General features: G+C 40.8%; 33 protein-coding genes. 16 read left to right on the forward strand and 17 right to left on the reverse strand.

Features of this window, described 5'->3' with window-relative positions; genetic code table 11:
• Positions 1-241: 241 nt before the first annotated feature.
• The 3 genes from QMA00_RS15440 to QMA00_RS15450 all read right to left on the reverse strand — a co-directional run bounded on the left by QMA00_RS15440 (position 242) and on the right by QMA00_RS15450 (position 1,632).
• Positions 242-670: a secondary thiamine-phosphate synthase enzyme YjbQ gene (locus QMA00_RS15440; protein ID WP_076922707.1), complete on the reverse strand. Its 429-nt coding sequence runs from the start codon at positions 668-670 to the stop codon at positions 242-244.
• On the reverse strand, positions 667-1,134 hold the full coding sequence (locus QMA00_RS15445) for a chemotaxis protein CheX (protein WP_076922706.1): 468 nt from the start codon (positions 1,132-1,134) through the stop codon (positions 667-669). The genes QMA00_RS15440 and QMA00_RS15445 overlap by 4 nt, the downstream gene beginning before the upstream one ends.
• A gap of 63 nt (positions 1,135-1,197) precedes the next feature.
• On the reverse strand, positions 1,198-1,632 hold the full coding sequence (locus tag QMA00_RS15450) for a transcriptional repressor (RefSeq protein ID WP_076922705.1): 435 nt from the start codon (positions 1,630-1,632) through the stop codon (positions 1,198-1,200).
• Positions 1,633-1,724: 92 nt separating this feature from the next.
• Here QMA00_RS15450 and QMA00_RS15455 point away from each other — a divergent pair, with 92 nt between their 5' ends.
• The 8 genes from QMA00_RS15455 to QMA00_RS15490 all read left to right on the forward strand — a co-directional run bounded on the left by QMA00_RS15455 (position 1,725) and on the right by QMA00_RS15490 (position 7,490).
• Positions 1,725-2,345 (forward strand): MarC family protein, encoded by a 621-nt coding sequence (locus QMA00_RS15455; protein WP_008115498.1) that lies wholly within the window; start codon positions 1,725-1,727, stop codon positions 2,343-2,345.
• A gap of 123 nt (positions 2,346-2,468) precedes the next feature.
• The gene (gene dusA / locus QMA00_RS15460) at positions 2,469-3,401 is read left to right on the forward strand and encodes a tRNA dihydrouridine(20/20a) synthase DusA (RefSeq protein WP_036955956.1); all 933 of its coding nucleotides are present in this window, start codon (positions 2,469-2,471) and stop codon (positions 3,399-3,401) included.
• Between the two features lie 236 nt (positions 3,402-3,637).
• Positions 3,638-4,318, forward strand: a complete 681-nt coding sequence (locus QMA00_RS15465) for a PspA/IM30 family protein (RefSeq protein ID WP_076922704.1) — start codon at positions 3,638-3,640, stop codon at positions 4,316-4,318.
• A gap of 10 nt (positions 4,319-4,328) precedes the next feature.
• Positions 4,329-4,535 (forward strand): PspC domain-containing protein, encoded by a 207-nt coding sequence (locus QMA00_RS15470; RefSeq protein ID WP_013463970.1) that lies wholly within the window; start codon positions 4,329-4,331, stop codon positions 4,533-4,535.
• Positions 4,536-4,545: 10 nt separating this feature from the next.
• Positions 4,546-4,842, forward strand: coding sequence for a hypothetical protein (locus QMA00_RS15475; RefSeq protein WP_290157895.1), 297 nt, complete (start codon positions 4,546-4,548; stop codon positions 4,840-4,842).
• A 369-nt stretch (positions 4,843-5,211) separates the two neighbouring features.
• Complete coding sequence (locus QMA00_RS15480; RefSeq protein WP_076922702.1) at positions 5,212-5,721, forward strand: copper chaperone PCu(A)C; 510 nt, start codon at positions 5,212-5,214, stop codon at positions 5,719-5,721.
• 8 nt (positions 5,722-5,729) lie between these two features.
• Positions 5,730-6,716 (forward strand): DUF2333 family protein, encoded by a 987-nt coding sequence (locus QMA00_RS15485; protein WP_013463973.1) that lies wholly within the window; start codon positions 5,730-5,732, stop codon positions 6,714-6,716.
• Positions 6,717-6,719: 3 nt separating this feature from the next.
• Complete coding sequence (locus QMA00_RS15490) at positions 6,720-7,490, forward strand: TIGR04219 family outer membrane beta-barrel protein (RefSeq protein WP_076922701.1); 771 nt, start codon at positions 6,720-6,722, stop codon at positions 7,488-7,490.
• An 82-nt stretch (positions 7,491-7,572) separates the two neighbouring features.
• Here the strand turns inward: QMA00_RS15490 and QMA00_RS15495 are convergent, their stop codons facing one another.
• Both QMA00_RS15495 and QMA00_RS15500 read right to left on the reverse strand, forming a co-directional pair.
• Positions 7,573-8,454, reverse strand: a complete 882-nt coding sequence (locus QMA00_RS15495; protein ID WP_076922700.1) for a TIGR03899 family protein — start codon at positions 8,452-8,454, stop codon at positions 7,573-7,575.
• Entirely contained in the window at positions 8,423-8,971 is a 549-nt protein-coding gene (locus QMA00_RS15500) for an SRPBCC family protein (protein ID WP_076922699.1), read from the reverse strand. Before QMA00_RS15500 ends, QMA00_RS15495 begins: the two co-directional genes overlap by 32 nt.
• 289 nt (positions 8,972-9,260) lie before the next feature.
• Between QMA00_RS15500 and QMA00_RS15505 the strand changes: the two genes are divergently transcribed.
• Positions 9,261-11,444 carry a YgiQ family radical SAM protein gene (locus QMA00_RS15505; protein ID WP_076922698.1) on the forward strand — a complete coding sequence of 728 codons (2,184 nt, stop codon included), beginning with the start codon at positions 9,261-9,263 and terminating at the stop codon, positions 11,442-11,444.
• 87 nt (positions 11,445-11,531) lie between these two features.
• Here the strand turns inward: QMA00_RS15505 and mgtE are convergent, their stop codons facing one another.
• The 12 genes from mgtE to QMA00_RS15565 form a co-directional block, all read right to left on the reverse strand.
• Positions 11,532-12,890, reverse strand: coding sequence for a magnesium transporter (gene mgtE, locus QMA00_RS15510; RefSeq protein WP_076922697.1), 1,359 nt, complete (start codon positions 12,888-12,890; stop codon positions 11,532-11,534).
• Positions 12,891-13,029: 139 nt separating this feature from the next.
• A complete protein-coding gene (locus QMA00_RS15515) occupies positions 13,030-13,302 on the reverse strand; it encodes an HPr family phosphocarrier protein (RefSeq protein WP_013463979.1) in 273 nt (90 codons plus the stop codon).
• A 24-nt stretch (positions 13,303-13,326) separates the two neighbouring features.
• Positions 13,327-14,169: an RNase adapter RapZ gene (gene rapZ, locus QMA00_RS15520; RefSeq protein WP_076922696.1), complete on the reverse strand. Its 843-nt coding sequence runs from the start codon at positions 14,167-14,169 to the stop codon at positions 13,327-13,329.
• 19 nt (positions 14,170-14,188) lie between these two features.
• Positions 14,189-14,641, reverse strand: coding sequence for a PTS IIA-like nitrogen regulatory protein PtsN (ptsN, locus tag QMA00_RS15525; RefSeq protein WP_013463980.1), 453 nt, complete (start codon positions 14,639-14,641; stop codon positions 14,189-14,191).
• 4 nt (positions 14,642-14,645) lie between these two features.
• Positions 14,646-14,933: a ribosome hibernation promoting factor gene (hpf, locus tag QMA00_RS15530; RefSeq protein ID WP_010390562.1), complete on the reverse strand. Its 288-nt coding sequence runs from the start codon at positions 14,931-14,933 to the stop codon at positions 14,646-14,648.
• 26 nt (positions 14,934-14,959) lie between these two features.
• A complete protein-coding gene (locus tag QMA00_RS15535) occupies positions 14,960-16,459 on the reverse strand; it encodes an RNA polymerase factor sigma-54 (protein ID WP_024601344.1) in 1,500 nt (499 codons plus the stop codon).
• Between the two features lie 381 nt (positions 16,460-16,840).
• Complete coding sequence (gene lptB, locus QMA00_RS15540; protein WP_013463982.1) at positions 16,841-17,566, reverse strand: LPS export ABC transporter ATP-binding protein; 726 nt, start codon at positions 17,564-17,566, stop codon at positions 16,841-16,843.
• Positions 17,563-18,102 carry a lipopolysaccharide transport periplasmic protein LptA gene (lptA, locus tag QMA00_RS15545; protein WP_076922695.1) on the reverse strand — a complete coding sequence of 180 codons (540 nt, stop codon included), beginning with the start codon at positions 18,100-18,102 and terminating at the stop codon, positions 17,563-17,565. Before lptA ends, lptB begins: the two co-directional genes overlap by 4 nt.
• Entirely contained in the window at positions 18,092-18,646 is a 555-nt protein-coding gene (gene lptC / locus QMA00_RS15550; protein WP_024601343.1) for an LPS export ABC transporter periplasmic protein LptC, read from the reverse strand. Before lptC ends, lptA begins: the two co-directional genes overlap by 11 nt.
• Positions 18,643-19,194, reverse strand: a complete 552-nt coding sequence (kdsC, locus tag QMA00_RS15555) for a 3-deoxy-manno-octulosonate-8-phosphatase KdsC (RefSeq protein ID WP_013463985.1) — start codon at positions 19,192-19,194, stop codon at positions 18,643-18,645. The genes lptC and kdsC overlap by 4 nt, the downstream gene beginning before the upstream one ends.
• The gene (locus tag QMA00_RS15560) at positions 19,195-20,166 is read right to left on the reverse strand and encodes a KpsF/GutQ family sugar-phosphate isomerase (RefSeq protein ID WP_290157905.1); all 972 of its coding nucleotides are present in this window, start codon (positions 20,164-20,166) and stop codon (positions 19,195-19,197) included. It abuts the gene before it with no gap.
• A gap of 3 nt (positions 20,167-20,169) precedes the next feature.
• Positions 20,170-21,138: a calcium/sodium antiporter gene (locus tag QMA00_RS15565; RefSeq protein ID WP_033104260.1), complete on the reverse strand. Its 969-nt coding sequence runs from the start codon at positions 21,136-21,138 to the stop codon at positions 20,170-20,172.
• A gap of 266 nt (positions 21,139-21,404) precedes the next feature.
• Between QMA00_RS15565 and QMA00_RS15570 the strand changes: the two genes are divergently transcribed.
• Genes QMA00_RS15570 through murA form a run of 7 tightly spaced genes read left to right on the forward strand, consistent with a single transcriptional unit; the run spans position 21,405 to position 26,071 of the window.
• Positions 21,405-22,220: an ATP-binding cassette domain-containing protein gene (locus tag QMA00_RS15570; protein WP_290157907.1), complete on the forward strand. Its 816-nt coding sequence runs from the start codon at positions 21,405-21,407 to the stop codon at positions 22,218-22,220.
• Positions 22,220-22,999: a lipid asymmetry maintenance ABC transporter permease subunit MlaE gene (mlaE, locus tag QMA00_RS15575; RefSeq protein ID WP_290157908.1), complete on the forward strand. Its 780-nt coding sequence runs from the start codon at positions 22,220-22,222 to the stop codon at positions 22,997-22,999. The genes QMA00_RS15570 and mlaE overlap by 1 nt, the downstream gene beginning before the upstream one ends.
• Before the next feature lie 14 nt (positions 23,000-23,013).
• A complete protein-coding gene (gene mlaD / locus QMA00_RS15580) occupies positions 23,014-23,562 on the forward strand; it encodes an outer membrane lipid asymmetry maintenance protein MlaD (protein WP_013463990.1) in 549 nt (182 codons plus the stop codon).
• 5 nt (positions 23,563-23,567) lie between these two features.
• Complete coding sequence (locus tag QMA00_RS15585; RefSeq protein ID WP_076922691.1) at positions 23,568-24,248, forward strand: ABC transporter substrate-binding protein; 681 nt, start codon at positions 23,568-23,570, stop codon at positions 24,246-24,248.
• The gene (locus QMA00_RS15590) at positions 24,241-24,534 is read left to right on the forward strand and encodes an STAS domain-containing protein (protein WP_008465119.1); all 294 of its coding nucleotides are present in this window, start codon (positions 24,241-24,243) and stop codon (positions 24,532-24,534) included. The genes QMA00_RS15585 and QMA00_RS15590 overlap by 8 nt, the downstream gene beginning before the upstream one ends.
• Before the next feature lie 5 nt (positions 24,535-24,539).
• On the forward strand, positions 24,540-24,797 hold the full coding sequence (locus QMA00_RS15595; protein WP_007378312.1) for a BolA family protein: 258 nt from the start codon (positions 24,540-24,542) through the stop codon (positions 24,795-24,797).
• A 14-nt stretch (positions 24,798-24,811) separates the two neighbouring features.
• Positions 24,812-26,071: a UDP-N-acetylglucosamine 1-carboxyvinyltransferase gene (gene murA / locus QMA00_RS15600; RefSeq protein ID WP_008465122.1), complete on the forward strand. Its 1,260-nt coding sequence runs from the start codon at positions 24,812-24,814 to the stop codon at positions 26,069-26,071.
• The last annotated feature ends 133 nt before the right edge of the window (positions 26,072-26,204 follow it).

Here is a 26,204-nt window from a genome sequence, read left to right on the forward strand (position 1 = left end):
CAGTTGGTAGAGCGCGACCTTGCCAAGGTCGAGGTCACGAGTTCGAGCCTCGTGTACCGCTCCAATCTTATTTACTTTCCAGATATTCATTTTCAAATAGCAAACAATAATCCACATGTGAATCATTATAAATTTAATTTATATAATTTTTATTAGATTTGAAGTGCTCAATGGATGCGAACGATCTGTGTTGTAAAACCTAAAACCTAAAACCTAAAACCTAAAACCTAAAACCTAAAACCTAAAACGTTTCGCCTTGCAAAGTGGCAATAATACGCCTAACCCCGCCATGATCGCGATGTTCGCCTAAGTATATTCCTTGCCAAGTCCCCAGCGCTAATTGACCATTATTAATAGGTATCGTTAACTCGCAACCTAAAGTGCTGGTTTTAATATGAGCAGGCATATCATCATCGCCCTCATAGTCATGACGATAATAAGGCTGGCGCTCAGGTACAAACTGATTGAAGTGGCTTTCCATATCCATACGCACGGTCGGATCGGCATTTTCATTAATGGTTAAGCTGGCAGAGGTGTGTTGAATAAATAAGTGTAATAAACCTATTTTTAGTTGGCTCAGCTGTGGGAGTTTAGTCAGTATGTCGTTATCAATTAAGTGAAAGCCCCGCGAGCGAGGCTTTAATGTAATCGTGGTTTGCGACCAGCTCATAGCTTATCAAAGCTCACTTCAATGTTTGCATTACCTGCATCACTGGTAAATGGCATAATAATTTTTTTGCCGTCACTTTTATGCGTAATAGTATGGTTTTTACCAGACACAACAATGGGGGTTGCCATGGCAAAGTCATAGCCTTTTTCACCTAATAGGTTTTTAGCACCACCGGTGACCATATTGGTTATTTCGCCGACCATGTCAGTGACTTCTTCATTTATGCTGTCAGGTCGCTCACCTAACATACGTTCCATTATAGTCAGCGCTAAACTTTTGTCGAAGGTTATTGAAAATGAACCGCGAGTTTGGGGGCCAACCATACCAATTAATCCCGATACATCACCACAGGCTACTTCATCGGTTTTAATGCGAGGTTTACCTGGTTTTAACTGAGTTTGAGCCATGGTGCTCAGTACATTCATCAAAGAAGATAAAAAGGGATTAATGAACTCTACATTCATATTATATATCCTTAAATTGGTACTGATAGAGGGTATACGTAAAGTATAGCTATAGTCGCTCAGCTATGCTCGACAAGCGTCACATTTACCGTGTGCTTCTATTGTTTGCCCGGAAACTACAAAGCCACTTTCGGCTGCCAAGTTATTGAGCTCATGTGAAATTACTGTTGAGTGCAGCTCTTTAACAAAGCCGCAGCTATCACAAATTAATAGCTGAACAGGATGAATATGATCAAAGTGATGACACAGCATAAATGCATTGGTGCTTTCAATTTTATGAATAAAACCGAGTTCGGCTAAAAAGTCTAAAGCACGATAAATCGTTGCAGGTTTAGCACCTGTTTCAGTGACTTTCAATTGCTCAAGTAAATCGTACGCCCCCACACCACCTTGGGCACTGGCCAATAAACGAAATACCTTCTCGCGAATTGGTGTGAATCGCGCACCACGGTTGTCGCACACTTGTTTTGCTTTACTTACGAGTGATTCTATATTCATCTTCTCTCATCCTTACGCTGCCGTGATATACTAACATACTGTATTGTAGTTGCAGCGTTTTATTAACCGATTTAGTGAAAAGGTACTCATTAATGCATGAACTATTAGCTATATTTATTTTCTTTTTTGCGGTTATCGATCCAATTGGCACAATCCCGGTTTTTATCGCCGTAACTCGTGGAGATGACGACAAGTTTAAGCGTAAAGTGATTTTTAAAGCCGTGGGTGTGTCTGCTTTAGTGCTGTTATTTTTTGTAGTTGCTGGCGAGCAATTACTGAATGTGATTGAGATCCCGCTCTCGGCATTTCAAATAGCAGGTGGTTTAATTTTATTAATTTTTGCACTTTCCATGACCTTTGGTGAAAGCAAGCCTGAAGCTGAAATTAAAAGTGTTAGAGACAGCACTGAAACCGCTATTTTTCCGCTCGCTATCCCATCAATAGCCAGTCCCGGTGCCATGTTAGGTGCGGTATTAATGACACGCAATGAGGAATATACCTGGGTTGAACAAATGATTACTTCATCAATGATGTTAGCTGTTTTGGTGGTGGTACTTATTTTGTTATTACTTGCTACGCATGTACATAAAATAATAGGTGATAGTGGGGCAAGTATTATTAGCCGAATTATGGGGTTAATTTTAAGCTCAGTCGCAGTAACGAATATTTTAAATGGTATCGCACAATACTTTGGCTTGCAGGTGTTTGCTTAATATTGCTGCGCATGGGGCTTTTGTGTAAAATGCAGCGCCTTTTAAGCTGTGCTTAAATTATAAATTTTTGAGGACTACATTTTGGATAAACGTACTTTAAATCGACGCTTTAGCGTGGCACCCATGCTCGATTGGACTGATCGCCATTGTCGTACGTTTCATCGTAAAATGACAAAGCACACCGTCCTCTACACTGAAATGATCACCACAGGTGCTATTTTGTTTGGCCGTGGTGACTATTTGCACTTTAATCAACATGAAGGCCCAGTAGCGCTACAGCTGGGGGGCTCAGATCCGCAAGCGCTAGCACAATGCGCTAAGCTTGCAGGTGAGCGCGGTTATGATGAAATAAACCTTAACGTAGGTTGCCCATCAGATCGTGTGCAAAATGGGCGTTTTGGTGCCTGTTTAATGGCAGAGCCCGAGCTTGTGGCAGAGTGTGTTGCTGCAATGAAAAGTGAAGTCAGTATTCCTGTTACGGTAAAAACGCGCATTGGTATTGATGAGCAAGATTCCTATGAATTTTTATGTGCGCTTATTGAAGCATCGCATAAAGTAGGCTGTGATGATTTTATTATTCATGCCCGTAAGGCATGGCTAAAGGGGTTGAGTCCAAAAGAAAATCGCGAAGTTCCTGAGCTTAACTACCCCCGTGTTTACCAGCTTAAAAAAGATTATCCACAACTTGATTTAAGTATTAATGGCGGTGTTAAAACCATTGAGCAAAGTCTTGAGCATTTACAGTACATAGATGGGGTGATGGTTGGGCGAGAGGCTTACAGTAATCCATTTATGCTAAATGAAGTGGATGAAAAAATATATGGAGATGCTGCTAATACTCAGTCACGTCATGATGTTGTGCGCTCTATGTATGATTACATTGAAGAAGAGATGCGTTTAGGCGCTAACTTTTGGCATGTTGCTCGCCATATGTTGGGTATTTTTCAGGGACAACCCGGTGCGCGTGGTTTTAGACGCCATTTATCTGAAAATGGCCATGGCAAGCAAGCTGATTTGAGTGTTATGGATAAAGCACTAAGTTACGTACCCGAATAGCAGATCCTCTGTATAGAAAAAAGCCACCTCAGGTGGCTTTTTTTGATCCCAAATTTTGGTCAAAAGTTTAATTTATTAGCCAATTCGACTTAATTTCATTCAGTGGCGAGTCATTAATTTACCTACTTAAAATAACTTAACCACATGATATTTAATGAAAATAAAACCATTTTAAGTTGTTGGCATAACTCTTGGAATCCTGTTGATGTATAAATAAAAATCATCAGGAGAATAACATGGGCATATTTAACCGCGTAAACGACGTCATTCAAGCAAATATCGTAGCTATGCTTGATAAAGCAGAAGACTCAGAAAAGTTACTCAATTTAATGCTTACTGAAATGCAAGAAGCGCTTAATGAGTGTCGTAGTACGGCAGCTGCACTTTTATGTGAAGAAAAGAGCATTAAACGTCAAATAAGTAACAAACAGCAAGCGCTCGCAAATTGGCAATTAAAAGCTGAGCATGCTGTGGCAAAAAATCGTGACGATTTAGCTAAATCAGCATTAGACGAAAAACACACAGTTGAACAAAACATAGAGTACTTGCAAACGCAGCTTGAAACATTGCAGCAATCGATTGTAAAAATCACAGAAGACTGCGAGCGCTTACAGCAAAAAATGACGCAGGCAAAAGCAAAGCAAGCACAACTTGCAAAGCGTGAAAACGTAGTTGAGGTAAGGGCAAAAATAAATACGCAACTACAAAGCGATAAAGTGGCTTTTGCCTTATCACGATTTGAGCAAATAGAGCGCCGTGTTGAGAGTGTAGAGTCGCAAGTTGAAGCGTATGAGCTCACAGATACTGCGAGCAATACAGCTATGCAAATTGAGTCACTGGTTAAAAACGAAAAAATTGATGCAGAACTGGCTAGTTTAAAAGCAAGTTTAAATACTGCTAATAAACAAACAGCCTAAGGAGATTGTTATGAATAGTTTTAATACACACCGTCGTTGGTACAAAAATACGCTTAACAAAAAAATATCAGGCGTCTGTAGTGGGTTAGCTTACCGACTAGACTTTCCGGTATGGTCTACTCGCTTAGTGACTGTTTTATTATTTTTAAGTTTTCCGTTTGCAGTGGCGCTAGGTTATTTAATTGCTCACTGTTGCCTTGAAGAAAAAGCAGTGTAAGGAGAGTAGCATGAAAACATTCGCCGTGTGCCTAGTTATTGTTGCGTTGTTTTTAATTAATAGCGGTTCAATTATTCACTTTGATGTGTGGCAGTTTCCGCTATGGATCTCAGATATTAGCTGGACAGGTATAGAGCTCATTGGTGCATTAGTTGCTATTATCGTTGTTATTGCGATTGTTACTTTAGTGACGATGGGGTTAGTTGGCGCGGCGATGGTGGCACTGGCTGGTACTATTTTAGCTTTTTTATATGTACGGCTTGTGAAACTTACCAAAACTGAGACTTGTCAGCGGCTAAAAGCATAGCAAAAACAGGTGAATTAGATTTGATTGCGGCTGGGATCGTCGCAAGGGTTACCCCCACATCTCAGCAGAAATCAGCCATTAAAACGAAAGTCTTCGAGCTATCGAAGTTTGCTGTTGGAACTGAGAAAAAAGAAGCAGCCTAGTCTCTAAGTCAAGGCTGTAGAAGCCCATTGATCGACACGGAGTGGCGTCGATGGGTAGTTCACTCGGATCATTGATGATTGCTTGGCCGTTATTGTTTGTAGCAGGGCTGTGTTGGTTAATCGCAGATAACAAAAAAGTCGTCTCTTGAGCTTAAATTAGCTGCCTAACATAGGGGAATTATGATAAATTTGAGCTATATTTTTTGTTTTAACAAGGATTTTACTGATGATTAAACAATGTATTTCGATAGCAAGTGCATTAATGGTGGGGGTTTTTTCGTCTTCGTTAATGGCGCACGAAGGACATGAACACGATAGTGTTGTTGCGCAGCTACAAGTAACACATGCGCAAGTAAGAGAGTTTTTGCCGGCAACCAAAGCGAGTGTGGCTTACTTTAGTATTAAAAACCACAGCAATGTACCAGCAACGTTGACTAAAGCGACAATTGATGGCCTAGGGCGTGTTGAAATTCATGAGCACGTTCACGCTGACGGTATGATGAAAATGCAAAAAGTCGAATCATTGCTTATTAAAGCTCACCAACAACTTGATTTTAAGCCAGGCAGCTATCATTTAATGGTATTTGAACCACAAGAACCGTTAAAAGTAGGTCAAGACCGTAAACTCACGCTATATTTTGAAGACGGGAACCGAGTATTTACCAATGCAAAAGTCGTTTCGTTAGCCTCACAAGCAGAGTCGGTAAAAGCATCGAAAGATCATAGTCATCATTAGGAGGATAAATGTCACAGCATAAAGGAAAAATAATAACGGCACTGGTACTGTTATTTGTCGTGTTTTACGCCATTGCAGTGTACTGGAGTATAGAGCCTTCACGTTTTGATGTTGTGCAAAATGCTAAGCAACAAGCGCAGCAACGCAGTGAAAAACTAGTCACAGGTTATGTAACAACTTCAACACTCATCACTGTAGCTGATACGCTTTTAACTAAATCAGGCGGTTACTTATCAAATGATGTGCTACCACCGAGCGTAATAATGGACAATATGCCGGCCTGGGAGTATGGTGCGCTGGAAATGGTGCGTGATTTAGCGTTGTCTATGCGAAAAGATTTTAGCCGCTCACAATCGCAATCAACTGAACACGAAGCGCTCAAAAAAGCTCAGCCACAATTTAATATCAGCTCTGAAGCATGGGCATGGCCAAGTGCTGAGGGTGAATACCAAAAAGGAATTGATTATTTAATGGTATATCGTTCTCAAATAGCCAATCAGCATGAGCGCGATAGCCAATTTTACTCTCGTGCAGATAACCTACGCAGTTGGTTAAAAGAAGCTGAAAAGCGTTTAGGCAGCTTAAGTCAGCGTTTAAGTGCAAGCGTGGGTCAAGATAAGGTTAACACTGACCTCGCCGGTAACTCTTCAAATACACAGGCCACCTATACGCCTTTACAACAACAAATAAAAACATCATGGTGGGAAATTGATGATGTATTTTATGAGTCACGTGGGGCCACTTGGGCTTTACTGCACTTTTTACAGGCGGTTGAATATGATTTTGCCGATGTGCTTGATAAAAAGAACGCCCGTGTCAGCTTGCAACAAATTATTCGCGAGCTTGAAGCAACCCAAGAAACGGTATGGAGCCCAATGATTTTAAACGGTAATGGATTTGGTTATGTCGCCAACCATTCACTTGTTATGGCAAATTATATTTCTAGAGCCAATGCGGCACTAATTGAACTTAGCGAATTATTAGCGCAAGGATAAAAAATGAAAAAGTATTGTATAGCAGCAGCCTTATCAATGGCATGTTTAGCCCCTGTAGCACAAGCCGACACTGTATTGGGTTTATATGTAGGGGTTGATGGTTGGAAAGCAGATAATGACGGTAGCTTTTCTGATAACAATAACGCCCTGCAAAACTTCAACTTTGAAGATGAAACTTTTGTAAGTTATTACGCTGCGCTTGAGCACCCAGTGCCATTAGTGCCAAATTTAAAGTTAAAATACACTGAGCTTGAATTAAACGGATCAACAGTGCTTGAAGACACATTTAGCTTTAACGGTACTGATTATGTTGTAGGCACAGGTGTTAATTCAGTGACTGACTTATCGCATATTGATTATATTTTTTACTACGAGATTTTTGATAACGATTTAATCTCAATTGATTTAGGTCTTAATGCTAAGCAGTTTGATGGTGAGCTTGTTGTAACAGGTACATCACAACAAGGTGGCGCTAACTTTACTGAAATCGAAGAGTTCTCTGGTGTTGTGCCGTTAGTATATGGACGTTTTGAAGCGGGTTTACCATTTAGTGGTTTAAGTGTTTTTGCTGAAGGCAGCTTTTTAGCCATCGATGACAGTAAAGTACAAGATTACCAAATGGGTATTGCTTGGGAATTTATTGATAACCTAGCCGTTGATGTTGCGGTTAAAGCGGGCTACCGCTCTATGGTTTTAGAACTTGATGATGTCGATGATATTAATACTGATATTGATGCATCAGGGCCGTTTGCCGGTATTCAGGTTCACTTTTAATAAAGTATTATTTTGAGCCACCTTGTGTGGCTCTTATTTTTAAAAGCTAACACACGCTTTTATTATTAGTCATCTCTGTTTGCTATTTTAAAGAATGCCAAACTAATTCAAACTCCCCTTCAAATGATGAAGCAATTAACTGTTTGTACACCTTGTTAATTGGGTAGTTCATTAATCTAAATAGTTCATCACCTGTTTGAGTAAACTTATAATAGCTAAGCACCAAATCGTTACTTTTTGCTTTTAAGGTTAGTTTTTGTGATAAAAAGGATAGGGTGAACTCTTGTCCTACTTTTAATGCCGCTGACTCTATTTCTTTACGATACAGCAAGTTTAAATCCATTAAAGTTAGTACGTCTGGAAAGCTCACGCCGCTTTTACCTATGCTTAATGACACTTTATTACCCTTGCCTAGTAAATCAAATAACGAGGGTTTTTTGTAATACCCCAAGAATATTAGGTGGCTACTATCCTTTTCGTTATACCCAGAAATAGACACGCACTTTCTTAATGAATCGGCTTCGCGCTGGGTCATGTGCTTGAGTGTTTGTAAACTTTTAATAGAAAAAGTACCTGGGCTAATGGTTTCGCCAGTAAAAATTTTTGCCCACAACACTTGCATAGATTGATTTGAGGTATCTTCACATAAGGCTATAAAGTGCTCTACCCAATCAGCATCGGGCTGTTTGGCGCAAGCAACATCAGGACAAAACTCCATTGCTAAGGCTAAAATAGTCTCAATATTTTGTTGTTGTTTAATCAGTAGTAAGTCTTGTCTTTTTTGAGCACGCGCTAAAATTGAATGCTCGCTATTAATACTATAAAGCGATTTGGCTTTACCTTGAGGATTATAGGTTTTTTCATCAATGGCAGGCGTATTGCTCACTTTTGTGACCGAGTAACCTAGCAGTGACTCAATAATATTGGCAAGTTTAATCCTGGCTTGTGCGGTTTTGACTGTCATGGCTTTCCATTATTGCTTGTGCATCACTGAGTTGGGCTACCGTCTTTAAGTTATTTAGCCCTAGGGTGACTATATTGCTTAATATATTTTCAGCAAATATAGCAACATAGCCAGATATAAGCGGCATCGTTGCTTGTCCTTCTATATGCCACGTGACGGTTTTTGTGTGCGGGCTAAATAGCAATTTGCTAGTGATAATATGCTCTTGATTAAATAACACACTAAGTACAACTTCATTATCGCTTAATGATGATATTGTCATTTCGCCTTTGCCCCATTTACCTTCCCAAGATTGGTAGGCTCCTGCGCCAGAGCTCGGTTCTCCAATATTAAACTTAATATTAGGGTCTATTTGTTGCCAGGGCGACCATTTATACCACTGGGTAAAGTCCTCCACTAATGACTTTATTACGGGAGCGCGTGCGTTAATCTTTATACTTTTTTGCACATGATAATTTTGTGGTAACAATAATCCAACGACAACAAAAACCAGGAGTAAAATGATTGAAAACTGCATTATTTTTTTAAGTAGTTTAATAGGTATTCCTCATCTATTTTAATTTACAGCGTCTATCAATTATTAATTATTTAATAGTTTAACGAAGTCGCGGTTGCTTTTGATCTATTTTATCTACCCTGTATTATTTCAAAAGCAGACATTAGCCGTAATAAGTTTAGATGATTTATTAGTTTTAGTAATGCAATAAAGGTAAACAATTTTTAATCAGCGCTTTCATTTTGTGCTATATCAACGGGGATGTCGATAGGGTATAATTCGCGCCTTTTGTTATTGAACGGCCAATTTTATGAGCACATTAAAAGCTGATCGCGCCTTATTCTCATACCCCAAGTATTGGGCTGAGTGTTATGGCATAGCTCCATTTTTACCAACAACACGCGAAGAAATGGACGCGCTTGGCTGGGATAGCTGCGATATTATTATTATTAGCGGTGATGCTTATGTAGACCATCCTAGTTTTGGGATGGCCGTAATTGGCCGAGTGCTAGAAGCGCAAGGTTTTAGAGTGGGTATTATTGCTCAACCAGATTGGAACTCTAAAGATGCCTTTATGGCATTGGGTAAGCCTAACTTATTTTTTGGTATTACAGCCGGTAATATGGACTCGATGATTAATCGTTACACCGCTGAAAAACGAATGCGCCATGATGACGCATACACACCAGGAAATGTCGGCGGTAAACGCCCAGATCGCGCAGTGATCATTTATTCACAACGCTGTCGTGAAGCCTACAAAGATGTGCCATTAGTGTTAGGGGGCATTGAAGCCAGTCTGCGCCGTATTGCTCATTATGATTACTGGCAAGAAAAAGTACGTCGTAGCGTATTATTTGACGCTAAAGGCGATATTTTAATTTATGGTAATGCCGAACGCCCGTTAGTTGAAGTAGCGCATCGTATCGCTGCCGGTGAAACCATGGATACCATACAGGATGTTAGAGGCACGGCAGTTATTCGTAAAGAGCCTTTACCCGGTTGGCGTGGCAGTGACTCAACAGCCATTGATAAAATTGGTAAAATAGACCCTATTCCTAATCCTTATGGCGCGGATGATGTGGGCTGTGCTAAATCAGAATTTAAGCAAGCCGGCATCGATTTACAAGCAGAAGCTGCAAAACCAATTACCATCCAGCCTGCGCGTCCTAAGCCGTGGGAAAAAACTTACGTTAAACTGCCGGCATTTGAGCAGGTTAGCGTTAATAAGCCTTTGTATGCCCATGCATCACGTATTTTACATCAAGAAACCAACCCAGGTTGTGCAAGGGCGTTATTTCAGCGTCATGGCGATCGTTCTATTTGGGTGAATCCGCCGGCTTATCCGCTTGAAACTCAGGAAATGGATGACGTGTTTGGTTTACCTTACCAGCGTATACCACATCCAAGTTATGGCGATGATAAAATCCCTGCTTACGATATGATTAAAACGTCGGTAAATATTATGCGCGGCTGTTTTGGCGGCTGTTCGTTTTGTTCTATTACCGAGCATGAGGGGCGCATAATACAAAGCCGTTCTCAAGAATCGATTATCGAAGAAATTGAACAAATTAGAGATAAAGTGCCGGGCTTTACTGGGGTTATCTCTGATTTAGGTGGGCCAACTGCAAATATGTACAAACTGCGTTGTACCAGTAAAAAAGCAGAGAGTACGTGCCGTCGCTTGTCGTGTGTGTATCCTGATATTTGTAAGCATATGGATACCGATCACACACCCACTATCGACTTATATAAAAAGGCGCGTGAGGTTAAAGGGATCAAAAAGATCTTAATTGCTTCGGGCGTGCGTTATGACCTTGCAGTACGTGATCCTCGTTACGTTAAAGAGCTAGTAACCCATCATGTTGGTGGATATTTAAAAATAGCCCCAGAACACACAGAAGATGGCCCATTATCAAAAATGATGAAACCAGGTATGGGCGCCTATGATGAATTTAAAGCGTTATTTGATAAGTACTCAAAAGAAGCGGGTAAAAAGCAGTATTTAATTCCATACTTTATTTCTGCTCACCCGGGGACTAAAGATGAAGACATGGTAAACATGGCTTTATGGTTGAAATCGAATGATTTTAAGCTTGATCAGGTACAAAATTTTTATCCATCACCGATGGCCAACGCTACCACCATTTACCACACAGAAATGAACTCGCTACGTAATATTAAAAATAATACGGAGCAAGTAGCTGTGCCTAAGGGAGCGCGCCAACGTCGTTTGCATAAAGCGATTTTACGCTATCACGATCCTGCCGGTTGGCCAATGATCCGCGAAGCCCTGCGTAACATGGGCAAAGCCAAGCTTATTGGTAAAGGACCTAACTGTTTAGTCCCTGAAGAAGGGCGAGATGAAAGACAAACCAAAGGCGGAAAAGGTAACAAGGGCGGTCGTCCTGCGCTGACTCGTCATACTGGCTTTAGCCAGTTTAAAAAAGCCAACACTAAACCTAAGGTAGGTGGTAATCGCCAGCGCGCTAAGTAGCCTTAACTTATGTAAAGTAACTATCGGCTTAAACAAAAACACCGCGTATTGATGCGGTGTTTTTGTTTAAAAACGTTTATAAAAAGATTAAATCAATAACCAAGTCGCAGTACCTAAGAAGGCAAATATACCAACAATATCAGTTACCGTGGTTAGTACCACACTGCCAGCAAGTGCTGGATCTATTTTCATTTTTTTAAGCAATAGTGGGATACTAGCACCCGCAATACCTGCTGCAACTAAATTCATAAACATAGCAAACGCTAAAACACCACCGAGTTTGAAATCCCATTGCCAAAGCGCAACGACACCGGCAATTAGGATAGACCAAACCATACCGTTAATCGCGCCGATAGCGAGTTCTTTTAATAATAAAAAACGTTGGTTAGTTTGGTTGATATGGCCCACCGCGATACCGCGAATAACCAAAGTTAAGGTTTGGCTGCCTGCAACCCCACCCATTGACGGGGCAATACCATTGAGCACAGCAAGAATTGGTAATATAGCTAAGGTGTTTTCAAAAAAGCTTGCCACAATTGCAGCCAGCAATGCAGTTAGTAAGTTTACACCCAGCCAAATTGAGCGCTTTTTAGAGCTTTTCAACACAGGTGCAAAGGTATCTTCTTCATCATCTAAACCCGCTAAACCCAGTAAACTGTGCTCAGCGTCTTCACGAATAACATCAACGATATCATCAATGGTGATCCGCCCAAGCAAGTGTGCGTTGTCATCAACAACCGGTGCCGATATCCAGTTATGACGCTCAAACAATTGTGCAACTTCGCTCTCATCCATTGAAATAGGAATAGACTCACAGTCTTCATCCATTAACTCATGAACAATTTTTTCAGGGGGATTAGTTAATAAAGTGCTCAGCGATAGGGCGCCTAAAAAGCAGTTATTTTCATCAACCACATATAAGTCATCTGTACCCTCAGGTAATTCGCCGCGTAAGCGAATATAACGCAGTACCACATCTAGAGTCACATCGGGGCGAATAGTAACGGTATCTATATTCATCAATGCGCCAGCAGAGCGCTCTTGATACGATAAAGCCTGCGTTGCACGTTCTCTATCTTGAATATCCATAGCGCTAACAACGTCTTTATAAACAGTGTCAGGTAGGCTACGTAGTACTTCCCCTAAGTCATCATGGCCCATGTCTTCGGTTGCAGCAGCAATGTGCTCGGGTGCCATTTGCGCAATAATGCCCAAACGTACATCTTCAGAAAGCTCTTCAAGCACATCACCTTGTACATCAGGATCAACAAGCTGCCAGAGCATACGGCGAATTTTATGCGGGGATGATTCTAAAAGAAGTGCGGTATCACAAGGCGCCGTTTTTGCCAGCATGCGTCTAACTTGAACAAATTGACCACTATTTAGTGACTTAGTCACCTGTTTTAGCTGTTGTAGTGGAATATCTTGTTCTAAAGCTTCAGGCATTGGCGTCCTTAATTAAATTGTATTACATGCTGGAAGGGTATAAATGCTATTCAATTTTAGTTTATCTTACTTTATGTGAGCAAACTAACTCAACCACTATTAACCTAAGCTTAGGATGATGAGTTAATAATGAACTTTTTTATTCTTGCTCATTAAATCGTTGGTCGATGAGCTCACCTATTGCGCTAAGTGCAGGCTCAGCGTCGGGGCCTTCGCATACCACCTTAACTTCTTTGCCTTGGCTGCTTTCGAGTAACATAAGTGCCAGCACGCTATCGCCAGCGGCTTGTTTGTCATCTTGAAATAAAGTGATTGTGGCATCAAATTGCACAGAAAGCTGAGCTAATACTGTCGCCGCTCTAGCGTGTAATCCTAATTTGTTTTTTATTAAAAATGTATTTTCTAAGCGCATGACATGTTCTCGCAAGCTTTGATTTTATTCTTGTTCTCGGTGGCGAATTTTTACATTAGGATGACTCATTGCAAAGCTTTCAGCAATGGTTTGCGCTAAATAAACAGAGCGGTGTTGCCCACCGGTACAGCCAATTGCAATGGTTAAGTAGCTGCGGTTATTTCGTTCTAAATGCGGCAGCCATGTTTGCACAAATGTTTGAATTTGCCATGTAAATTTTTGCACTATACTGTGACTTGCTAGGTAGTCTTTTACTGGTTGGTCCAGCCCCGTAAGTGGCTTAAGTTCAGGCTCCCAATGCGGGTTTGGTAAAAAACGGGCATCGAATACGTAATCTGCTTCTTTAGGGATGCCGTGTTTAAAACCAAATGACTCAAAGGTAATGATCAGTTGTTTATCTTTTTTTCCGAGTATTTTTTCACGAATAGATTCAGCAAGCAGATGCACACTTAAATCCGTGGTATCAATCATATAATCAGCACGGTTAATCAATACATCAAGTAGTTGTTTTTCTTTTTTTATGGCTAAATCAAGCGGCAAAGAATCAATAGATAAAGGGTGGAGACGTCGCGTTTCTGAAAAACGTTTTATTAATGTTTGATCGTCACTGTCTAAATAAAATACCGTTGGTTTAGTAAAACCAGGTAAATATTCGAGTATTTCATTAAATTGCTGTTGCTCTTTAGGTAGATTACGCACATCAACACTCACAGCAATTTTATTATAACTGTCGGAAACGCTGCGCACTAATGATGGTAATAAATTAAGAGGAATATTGTCTACACAATAATAACCTAAGTCTTCCACAACGCGTAACGCCACAGATTTACCTGAGCCTGAACGACCGCTTATAATTATTAATTCCATTTATCACCTTTCTTTATTACTACGATTGACTGACGATAACCTGATACAGTTCGCTATCCGATTTGGCGGCGCGTAACTGTTTACAAAATTCTTTATCATTGAGCTTATCAGCAATCGTGGCTAGCGTCTTCAAATGCTGCTGATTATCGCCATCGGGAACAATTAACGCGACAAAAATGTCAACCGGCCGGTTATCAATCGCATCAAAATTAATAGCTGTTTCGCTCACTAAAATCAAAGCTAGGGGCTCTTGAGCACCGCTCATGCGACCATGTGGAATAGCAATGCCTCGACCAATGCCTGTGCTTCCAAGCTTTTCTCTTGCAGTTAATGCATTAAGAATATCTTGTTGTGTTAAATAGGGCAGTTTATTGTGAGCCAATTCACTGATAAATTCTAAAATTCTTTTTTTACTATTAAAAAGGACCGCAGCTTTACTGCAGTCCTGACAGATAAGTGAGCTTAGTTTCATAGTGTTAGTGTCGAGCAAGTTTCTCTTTGTGTTTAATTACTTGACGATCTAGCTTGTCAATGAGCGAGTCTATAGCGGCATACATATCTTGATGCTCAGTAGAAGCAAAAATCTCAGCGCCACTAACATGAACGGTTGCTTCAGCTTTTTGGTTTAGTTTTTCTACATCGAGAATAACGTGCACATTCGTTATGTGATCAGTGTGCCTCTGTAACTTCGAAAATTTGCTATTTACGTAGTCTCTAAGCGAGTCGGTAATATCTACATGGCGACCAGTTAAATTCAGTTGCATAAACATTTTCCTCTTTGTTGTACGCCTTAAATCAAACTTTTACGTTGATTAGACGGGGGAATAGCTAGAGATTCGCGATATTTTGCAATGGTTCTCCTCGCTACTTTAATTCCTTGCTCTGCCAATATATCTGCAATTTTACTATCACTCAATGGTTTAGCTGAGTTTTCTGCAGCGATTAATTTTTTAATTAATGCACGTATTGCTGTTGATGAACATTCGCCACCATTTTCAGTACTTACATGGCTTGAAAAGAAATATTTAAGCTCAAAAATGCCACGTGGTGTATGCATGTATTTTTGCGTAGTAACACGCGATATAGTCGACTCATGCATTTCCACCATTTCAGCCACATCGTTAAGCACCATAGGCTTCATAGCCTCAGGGCCGTGTTCAAAAAAGGCCTGTTGCTGCTGCACAATACAGTTGGTTACTTTAAGTAGCGTGTCATTTCTACTTTCTAAGCTTTTTATAAACCATTTAGCCTCTTGTAAGTGCGAGCGAATAAACTGGCTATCACCACTTGATTTAACCGTACGCGACATAGCTGCATATTGGCTATTTACTCTGATCTTAGGCATGCTATCTGGATTTAATTCAACTACCCAACGACCTTTAACTTTTTTAACCGACACATCAGGAATAACGTATTCAGACTCTTCTCTAACAATAGTGTCTGCCGGTTTTGGGCTGAGCGTATGAATCAACGTCATGATTTCTTTTAGCTCATCTTCTTTAAGCTTTGTTTTTTTCATCAACGTGCGATAGTCACGTGCAGCAAGTAAATCAATATGATCGGTTAAGATCATTTTTGTTTCGTTTAAAAAAGGTGTGTCTTTATCAAATTGATTTAGCTGAATACACAAGCACTCTTGTAAACTACGCGCGGCTATTCCCACTGGATCAAATAGTTGAATACGCTTTAGTACCGCTTCTATTTCGTCAAGTTCAACTTCATCTTCGCCGTCGTTTTCTTGGTTAAAGCTTTCTAATATTTCTTCACAGCTAAGGGTTAGAATCCCTGAGTCGTCCACAGCTTCTACAATTGCAATAGCTATCGCTTCATCGGTAGGACTAAACGGCGTCAGTTGAAGTTGCCACATTAAATACTCATGCAGCGTTTCAGTCGAAGAGCCTTGATAAATAGATTCATCTTCTGGCATTGGACCCGATGAAGAGGCAGGCGCAGCGCTCATATATTCATCCCAAGTAACATCCATAGCCATATCATCGCTAATGGTGTCTTTGGTCATTGCTTCGCCGCTATCTTGCTCATACTCGCTAGGTTTATCGTCAGCTGAGGCACTTAGCGTTAAGTCATCGTTATCGGCTTTTTGTTCGTTTTTACCTGCAGTGTCTTCGCTGTAATCATGTTCTTCAACTTCAAGCAAGGGGTTGCTATCGAGCGCTTCTTGAATTTCTTGCTGGAGATCCAATGTACTGAGTTGCAATAAGCGAATTGCTTGTTGCAACTGTGGAGTCATTGTAAGTTGCTGGCCCATGCGCAGCTGTAATGATTGCCTCATGTATCTCTAACAATCCTTTTAAATTACGGTCTGTTGACCTTTACGGATTAAAATTTGTTCAAACTAGGGGCGGTTTAATTGCGGCGCGAGGTTTGTAACCTAGTGGGCTAAGTCAAAACCGAGCAAAGCTTCCGCGTCCTGCTCACGCTCCTTACCTACATCCATGTAGGCAACAAAGAGTAAATCGTCCCTAGGCAGAACCCGAAGGGCAGCGCCTGTTTGGCATTGATGCTGCGTTATCGCCTATTTATGGGGAATATCACACCACATAGACTCTGCCTTGCCTAAATACCAAACAAACTGCTGAAAATTCAACCTTGAAAGGTCAACAGACCTAAGTATAATTAATCTTAGCAGATGCTTAGTGTAATAACACACATATTAGAGCTTGAACTGCTCGCCCAAATAAACATCGCGTACTGTTTTATCGTTTAATACGTATTCAGGAGTGCCTGATGCAATTAACTCCCCATGAGAAACTATGTAGGCTTTTTCACAAACATCAAGTGTTTCGCGCACGTTATGGTCTGTAATAAGTACGCCAATGCCACGGTTTTTAAGATGCTCTATAATCTTTTTAATATCTAATACTGAGATAGGATCAACCCCCGCAAAGGGTTCGTCTAAAAGGATAAATTTAGGGTTTGCTGCTAACGCGCGAGCAATTTCAACGCGGCGACGTTCACCACCTGATAAGGCCATACCTTGGCTGTCGCGGATATGCTGAATGCTAAATTCATCAAGTAAATTATTTAAGGTATCTTCGCGTTGTTGTTTATTTAATTCTTTACGTGTTTCTAAGATAGCCATTAAGTTTTGATAAACAGTCAGCTTTCTAAAAATAGACGACTCTTGCGGTAGATAACCAATCCCTAAACGCGCTCGGCTGTGCATCGGTAATAAAGTAATATCTTTATCATCAATTGATATTTTGCCTTTATCACTAGGGACAAGGCCTACAATCATATAAAAAGTGGTGGTTTTACCTGCACCATTAGGGCCAAGTAACCCCACAATACTGCCAGCTTCAACCTCTAGGCCAACGTTTTTTACAACTTCACGACCTTTGTAGCTTTTAGCTAATAGCTCTGCTTTTAATGTGCTCATGGTTGGCCTTTATCATCTTCTTTTTTATTTTCAACAGGCACTAAAATAGTGTGTACACGGTCTGTTGAGTTTTCGTCTTTTTCTGCGCTAATTAACTGCTGCCCGATATCGTAAGTGATACTTTTAGCTGTTATTTTTTGACCTGCTTGAGCAATGCTTGCATCGCCGATTAAGGTTAAAAAACGCAGCGACACATCGTAACGCACTTCATTCGCACTGGCGCTCATTATGGTGCCATCGGCTTGTGTTTCTTCAAAATATGCAGGGCTGCCTGTGGCAATTAATAACTGTTTGTTATCGCCTAGGTCATCGCGTTTATGCACTTCTAAACGGTCAGCTGTGATACGGCGATTACCATGAATAATTTCAACATTTTTCTCAAAAATGCCTACGTTTTCTTTTAATTGACCTTCTTGCTTATCTGCACTAATTGAAATTTGATTAGCAGCGGGGGCTTCAGCAGGTTCAGCGCCATTACTGTTAAAAGCAATTAATAGTGAGGGAACAATTAAAATTTTAAATAGGTTATTGGTCATAATATAGGGTTCGCGTATGGTTAATAAGTTTAATCACCTCGGTTTTTAAATCGGCCTCAAGGCCTTTACCTGTGATTTTTAAATTAGGTCCTGTAATAACGACAGGCTGCTGTGATTGCATGGTTAATAGTTTTATATCAACATTGATGGTCTGGGCGGTGATCGTATCGATCATGGCGTTATCTACTAAGTTTTGAGCGGTTACATTACCCTCTAACACCAGTTGACGGTCGTCGTAGAGGGTGGCTTCATCGGCGTTAATACGCCATGTTTGCTGCTCGTTGTATAAAGTGAATATAGGCTTTTCAAAAAAGGTAAAACCGAGTTGTTGATACAACTCCATTTTTACCGCAGTTACCTTATGGCTCACTTTACCTTGTTCATTATAAGCCGTTTGTTTTAGCTCAATAGCGGTATAATCAGGCTTAGCAATAACTTGTGTTTCTTCGCTTGCAGTAATATCAACCTTAGTAAAATAAGGATACCAGAGCCAAACCATACAGCTTATGAATAAAACGCTCAGTATAATGCGCGCTACATTCATGAACTCGTTCCTTGGCTAGTTAGTGGCTTGTTATTTTCGAGCATAAGTAAGTCTGTCAGCTCTCTTACCGCCCCAAAACCGCCGGGCAGTTGGGTTACATAATGTGATAAACGTTTAATAAGTGGATGAGCATCGTTTACGGCAACCGCAAAACCGACTTGCTCCATTACTGGCATGTCTGGGCCATCATCACCTATATAAGCAATTTGCTCATCGCTAAGCGCTAATTTTTGTTTTAATTCTTGATAGGCTATAAGCTTGTCTTCTTGGCCTTGATATATATGTTGTACGGTTAAACTGCTCATACGTTGCTGCACTATATGAGAATGGCGCCCAGTGATTACGGCGACTTCAAAACCGCTGTTAATCAGGGCTTTAATACCAAATCCGTCTTTGGTGTTAAATGCTTTGAGTTCTTCACCTTGGTTTCCAAGGTAAATACGGCCATCAGAAAATACACCATCAATATCACAAATTAATAGCTTTACTTTTTTTGCGCGCGCCTTTGCATCATCACTTAGCGGTTGATAGAGATCTTCAAATTGCATTTATAGCACTCCGGCTTTAAGTAAGTCTTGCATATTTAGTGCGCCAATCGGTTGATTATGCTCATTAATTACAATTAAACCATTAATACGTTTTTGTTCCATAATATTTAACGCTTCAGCCGCGAGCATCTCTTGGGTAGCTGTAGTACACGACTTGGTCATCACAACATTAATTTCAGTGCTATGAATGTCAATACGTTGCTCTAAAATACGGCGTAAATCACCATCGGTAAACAACCCCGATAATTGCTGATTACTATTTATAATAGCGGTCATGCCAAGCCCTTTGGCTGACATTTCAATTAAGGCGTCTTTAATGGTTTGCGTTTCATTAATAATAGGCGTGTGAATACCGCTGTGCATAACATCTTTAAGAGTTAAGAGTAATCGCTTGCCTAAGCTACCACCAGGGTGCGATAGTGCAAAATCATCAGCAGTAAAGCCGCGTGCTTCTAATAATGCCACCGCCATGGCATCACCCATAGCGAGTGTGGCAGTGGTACTTGCAGTAGGTGCTAAGCCTAATGAGCAGGCTTCTTGTTCAACTTTAATACACACATGCACATTTGCCAATGTTGCCATGGTTGAGCCTTGGTTGCCTGTCATGGCAATCATTTTGGCACCAATGCGCTTTAATACTGGAATAATATTAAGTACTTCGCTGGTTTCACCAGAGTTTGAAATGAGGATAACCACGTCATTTGCTGTGATCATTCCTAAATCACCATGGCTTGCTTCACCCGGGTGAACAAAAAATGCGGGGCTGCCGGTACTGGCAAGAGTGGCGGCTATTTTGTTACCAATATGGCCTGATTTACCCATGCCAATAACAATAATACGACCTGAGCAGTCATACATTAATTGACAGGCTTGGTTAAAGCTTTCATTAACGTATTGTGTAATATCGCTGAGTGCTTGGCGTTCAATCTCTAGAACACGTAACCCTTGTTGAATAAAGTTTAGCGTTGCCATGGGCTATCCTACTTGACTAAAAATATAACCTTGGTAAATCATAAATGCGACGATGAGCAAGCCACCTTCTATTCTATTGATACGTCTTTGACCTCTAAAGTTCAATGACATAGCAATTAGCGCCAAGGTTGCGCCAATCATAATAATAACATCACGGTTAGCTACTGATGCGTCAATAACCGATGGATTAATTAATCCTGCCAGCGGTAATACCGCTAAAATATTAAAAATATTCGAACCAACTATGTTACCCAGCGCTAAGTCATCTTCATTTTTAAGTACACCTGCAATTGAAGCTGCAAGTTCAGGTAAGCTGGTGCCTATAGCAATAATGGTCAAACCAATCACCAAGTCACTTAAGCCAAAATATTTTGCGATATCAACGGCTGAGCCAACTAAAAAGTGTGAACTAACCGGCAGTAAAATCATACCCACTACCAGCCAAAAAACAGCTTTTTTGGTTGGTACATTGTCAGGTACTTCGTCACAGGCTTCGCTCACAAACGGATCGTCTTGGTTTTTAGCTCGCAGTGAGACAAAAATAAGTCCGCCAATAAAAACAACAAAGCCAAATAATAAGGCTGCACCTTCAAAAAATGAAAAATAGTTATCTGAAAAAATATACCAAGTTGCAATGGAGACCAGCAGTACCAGTGGTATTTCACGTTTTAACGTACTTGAAGATACTGATAAGGGTCTTAAAAGGGCGGTAATACCTAAAACTAATAAGATGTTAGTGATGTTTGAACCAACTGCATTACCCACGGCAGTATCGGTTTTATTTGCCAAAGCTGCTGAAGCCGATACCATCATTTCAGGCGCTGAAGAGCCCATAGCTACCACGGTTAAACCTACAATTAGCGTTGGCACGCCAAAGTTTTTAGCCAGTGCTGCTGCACCATAAACAAACCTGTCTGCACTCCATACGAGAGCCGCAAAACCAAGAATTAAAATGACAAACGAGGTAACCATTGTGATAAGCCAATTAATGTAAATTCAGATAGCGCGAATAGTAACAAAAGCCACCATAAAAGTATAAATAAAAGAATAAGGTGTAATACATTAGGCGGTTATTTTAAGTATTCTTTGGCGCTTTTTATATGAAATTTTAAGCCAAAGTTAAGGCTGCTTGAATCAATCTTATAACTGTTTTTGCGACACTATTACAAAATCTTACGAATTGTTTTTTCCATATTGGTTAAAAAACCCTTAAAATAGAAATATGAGAGAGTATTGTTATGGAGAGCGACTTGTCGCAATCAATAGTTGAAGTCAAGGATGTTACCTTTTCTAGAGGCGATAGGGTCATATATAAAAATATGAGCTTTGACGTACCTGAGGGTAAAATTACTGCCATTATGGGGCCAAGCGGAATTGGCAAAACCACGATGCTGCGCTTAATTGGTGGCCAGCTCAAACCCGACTCCGGTGATATTTTATTTAAAAAAGACAGCATAGTTGCCATGTCCCGTAAAGAGCTCTACGCGGCACGTAAACGCATGAGTATGTTATTTCAAAGCGGTGCCTTATTTACTGATATGTCGGTGTTCGATAACATTGCATTCCCCATTCGAGAGCACACGCAACTCAGTGAAGATTTAATCCGTTTAGTGGTATTAATGAAACTACAAGCTGTTGGCTTACGTGGTGCTAAAGATTTAATGCCTTCAGAGTTATCTGGCGGTATGGCACGTCGTGCAGCTTTGGCTCGCTCTATAGCGCTTGATCCTGAACTTATTATGTATGATGAGCCTTTTGCAGGACAAGACCCTATTTCAATGGGGGTTTTAGTTAAGCTGATCAAATCTTTAAACGAAGTACTTGGCTTATCTTCTTTAATTGTCACGCACGATGTGACAGAAGTAATGAGTATTGCCGACCACGTTATTATTATTGCTGAACAAGGCGTTATTGGCAGTGGTACACCAGAGCAGATGCGAGAGCACGAATCACCACTTGTTCAACAGTTTTTAAAAGGGTTATCAGATGGTCCAGTGCCATTTCATTATCCAGCACAAACCTATGCAGATGAACTGTTAGGAGAGCAGCAGTAATGTTGGATTTACTACAAAAAATAGGCCACAAAACGCTGGGCCGATTTGCTGCACTGGGGCGTTCAACCCAAATGCTGGCAAGTGCGTTATGGCATGTACCCAATTTTAAAAAAGGCACACCTTTACTCGTGCGCCAACTTTACATGGTTGGTTCACAATCGCTGTTGATTATTGTTGTGTCGGGATTATTTATCGGCATGGTATTAGCCCTGCAAGGCTATACTGTTTTAGTTGATTTTGGCGCTGAAGACAGCCTAGGCCCTTTAGTGGCACTCAGTTTATTACGTGAACTTGGGCCAGTAGTAACCGCATTATTATTTGCCGGTAGGGCAGGCAGTGCGTTAACCGCTGAAATTGGCTTAATGAAAGCCACCGAACAGTTATCATCGCTTGAGATGATGGCCATTGACCCGCTTAGACGAATTATAGCGCCACGGTTTTGGGCTGGTTTGATTAGTATGCCAATGTTGGCACTTATTTTTTCTGCTGTAGCTATTATTGGTGCTCATTTAGTGGGGGTTGATTGGCTAGGCGTTGATACGGGAAGTTTCTGGTCAATTATGCAATCTCAGGTGTCGTTTGAAAAAGACATACTAAACGGTTTAATTAAAAGTATCGTATTTGCGATTGTTGTTACCTGGATTGCGCTTTACAAAGGGTATGACTGTGTTCCCACATCAGAGGGGATCAGCAAGGCAACAACAGAGACAGTGGTGCACTCATCACTAGCGGTATTAGGTTTTGACTTTATTTTGACAGCGGTAATGTTTACCAGCTAATAGGGTATTAAATAATGAATTCACGGAAATTAGAAATTTTAGTTGGTTTTTTTGTAGCATTGGGCATTTTGGCATTTTCAATGCTGGCGCTCAAAGTGGCTAATTCGGGTATTAGCGGCTCAGGTGAAACCTACACATTGAACGCCAAGTTTGAAAATATAGGATCATTAAAAACACGTGCACCCATTAAGGTGGGCGGCGTTGTTATTGGTCGTGTAGAGTCAATTTATGTGCATCCACAAGAGTTTTTACCAGTAGTAAATATGAGCATTGATGCGCAGTATTTGTGTCGTTTTTCAGACACTAGTTCCATCTCTATCTTAACCTCGGGTATTTTAGGTGAACAATATTTAGGAATTAACCCCGTTATCGCATCAGATTCAGCTAAACAGCGATGCTTAGGCGAAGATGTAGCGAACAGCGAACAAGATCAAGCCATTGACGATTTATTTGGTGTTCAAAGTAAAGCATTAGCCAACGGCGATTCTATTACAGATACCAAGTCAGCATTGGTACTAGAAGAATTAATAGGCCAGTTTTTATTCAACCAAGGTAGTGAGTAATTATTATGTTGAAAACATTTTTAGCAAGTATCGCATTAGTAACTGTCACGCTAGTACAAAGTGTACATGCCGGTGAAGTGAAATTGACTGATCCTAATAAAATGGTACGTCAGGTTGCTGATAATACCTTTGAGCGTATTACCAAAGACCAGCCGTTAATAACCACTAACAAAGAGCATTTACGGGTCATCGTTGAAGAAGAACTGATGCCCTACATTGACTACAAATATGCTGCACTGAGAGTGTTAGGTAGCGAAGTATCTAAGGTACGCGCCATTACCGACAAAGCAGAAAAAGCAAAAGCAATTGAAGATATTCAGCGTTTTATTGGCGCGTTTAGAGAGTACCTTGTTGCCACTTATGCTGGCGTTTTTACCCAGTATACTAATCAACAAGTTGAATTTGCTGCCGAGCAGCCTTTTAAAGGCAAAGATGTGGTGATGATAAAAACCAAAATTGTAGAAGCCGGTAAGCCTGATATTAAAATTGATTTTAAAGTACGTGAAGATAGAAGTGGCGAATGGCGCGCTTACGATATGATTGCTGAAGGCATTAGCTTACTTGATGCAAAACAAAGTGAGCTTCAGGGCATTTTACGCCAACAAGGTATTGACCACGTTAGCGACCTGTTAGAGCAAAAAAGTAAGTTACCGGTTCAGTTTAGAGGCAGCGACACAAATGACTAAATTGGCAATCAGCCAAGTCGATGAACAGCATCTACGAGTCAGTGGTGAATTGACTCATAATTCAATTGGCAATGAACGGCTTCTGAACACTAAGCGACAAACTGAGCATAAAACCCTTTATTTTGACCTAAGTGAGGTGACAAGGGTTGACACAGCCGGCTTAGCTTGGTTAATTCACTCTTTTACAGAATTTAAGCAACAAGGCATTCGCCTTGAATTGCAAAACCCACCTGAACAACTGCAAAACCTTATGCAGTTAGGCCAGGTTACAACCCTATTTGAGTGAGAGTTATGGAAACGAGTCAAGTCGAAACATTATTACGCGACGAACTTCAGTTAGCTGAAGTACATGTAAAAGCCAATGGCAGTCATTATGAAGTAATCGCTGTCGGTGAATGCTTTGACGGATTAAGTCGTGTTAAAAAGCAACAGCTAGTGTATGGCCCATTAATGAACACTATTTCAGACGGTACCATTCATGCTGTTTCTATCCGCGCTTTTACTCCGACAGAGTGGAAGCGTGAGCAAAAATTCATTTTACCGCAATAAATAAGGCCCCTTAGATGGATCAATTTGTAATTCAAGGTGGCACTTCACTGGCTGGTGAAGTAACTATTTCTGGCGCTAAAAACGCAGCTCTTCCGATTCTATTTGCAGCTTTATTAGCTGATGGCAAAAGTACTTTCACTAACGTACCACATCTTCGCGATATCATCACGACCGAAGCCTTACTGAAAACGTTAGGCGCTGATGTTCAGTGGCAGGGCGATTCACTCATTATTGATGGTGCAACGGTAAATAGCACGTTAGCGCCTTATGACTTAGTAAAGCAAATGCGTGCGTCAGTGCTTGCACTTGGCCCTTTAGTCGCTCGATTTGGTGAGGCACAAGTATCCTTACCTGGTGGCTGTGCTATTGGTGCGCGCCCGGTTGATATTCATATTCAAGGCTTAGAGCGTATGGGTGCTCAAATAACCGTTGAAAACGGTTATATTAATGCCAAAGTAGATGGTCGCTTAAAAGGCGCTGAAGTTTTCATGGAAATGATCAGCGTAGGTGCTACTGAAAACTTACTGATGGCGGCAACGCTCGCCGAGGGTAAAACAGTACTAGAAAATGCAGCGCGCGAGCCCGAAATCATCGATTTAGCTAATTGCTTAATTGCTATGGGGGCTAAAATCAGTGGTGCGGGCTCAAGCCGTATTGAGATTGAAGGGGTTGAGCGCCTATCAGGTTGTGAGCACCGCATATTACCGGATCGTATTGAAACCGGTACCTTTTTAGTGGCTGCAGCGATGGCCGGTGGCGAAGTACTATGTAAAATGACCGACTTTCATTCACTTGAGCCGGTAATTGAAAAACTGCGTGCAACCAATGCGTTATTAGAAGTGCACGATGACAGTATTTATTTAGACATGCGAGGCCGAGAGCTAAAAGCGGTGAATATTAAAACTATGCCTCATCCAGGTTTTCCAACCGACATGCAAGCTCAATTTACCGCATTAAATGTGGTGGCTAATGGTAGTGCGACGATTACCGAAACTATTTTTGAAAATCGTTTTATGCATGTGCCTGAGCTACAACGTATGGGCGCTAATATTCGCTTAGAAGGCAATACGGCCTTTTGTGGTGAAACAAAAAGCTTATCGGGTGCGCAGGTTATGGCAACCGATTTACGAGCATCAGCGAGCCTTATTTTAACGGGGATTGTGGCCCAAGGTGAAACGGTTGTTGATCGTATTTATCATGTAGATAGAGGTTATCAGCGTATTGAAGATAAACTCAGTGCGCTAGGTGCTAACATCAAACGCAAAAGCAATTAGTTATACTAATACGATTATTATTCTAATCCATAAAAAACGCGATGATCTATCGCGTTTTTTTATGTCTAATGCCAAAGTATAAATAACCTGAACTCCGGATAATAAATCCATCTCAAGCAGCTATTTTCAGCGC

It is taken from the genome of Pseudoalteromonas sp. APC 3694, assembly GCF_030407565.1.
Taxonomy (GTDB): Bacteria; Pseudomonadota; Gammaproteobacteria; order Enterobacterales; family Alteromonadaceae; genus Pseudoalteromonas; species Pseudoalteromonas tetraodonis.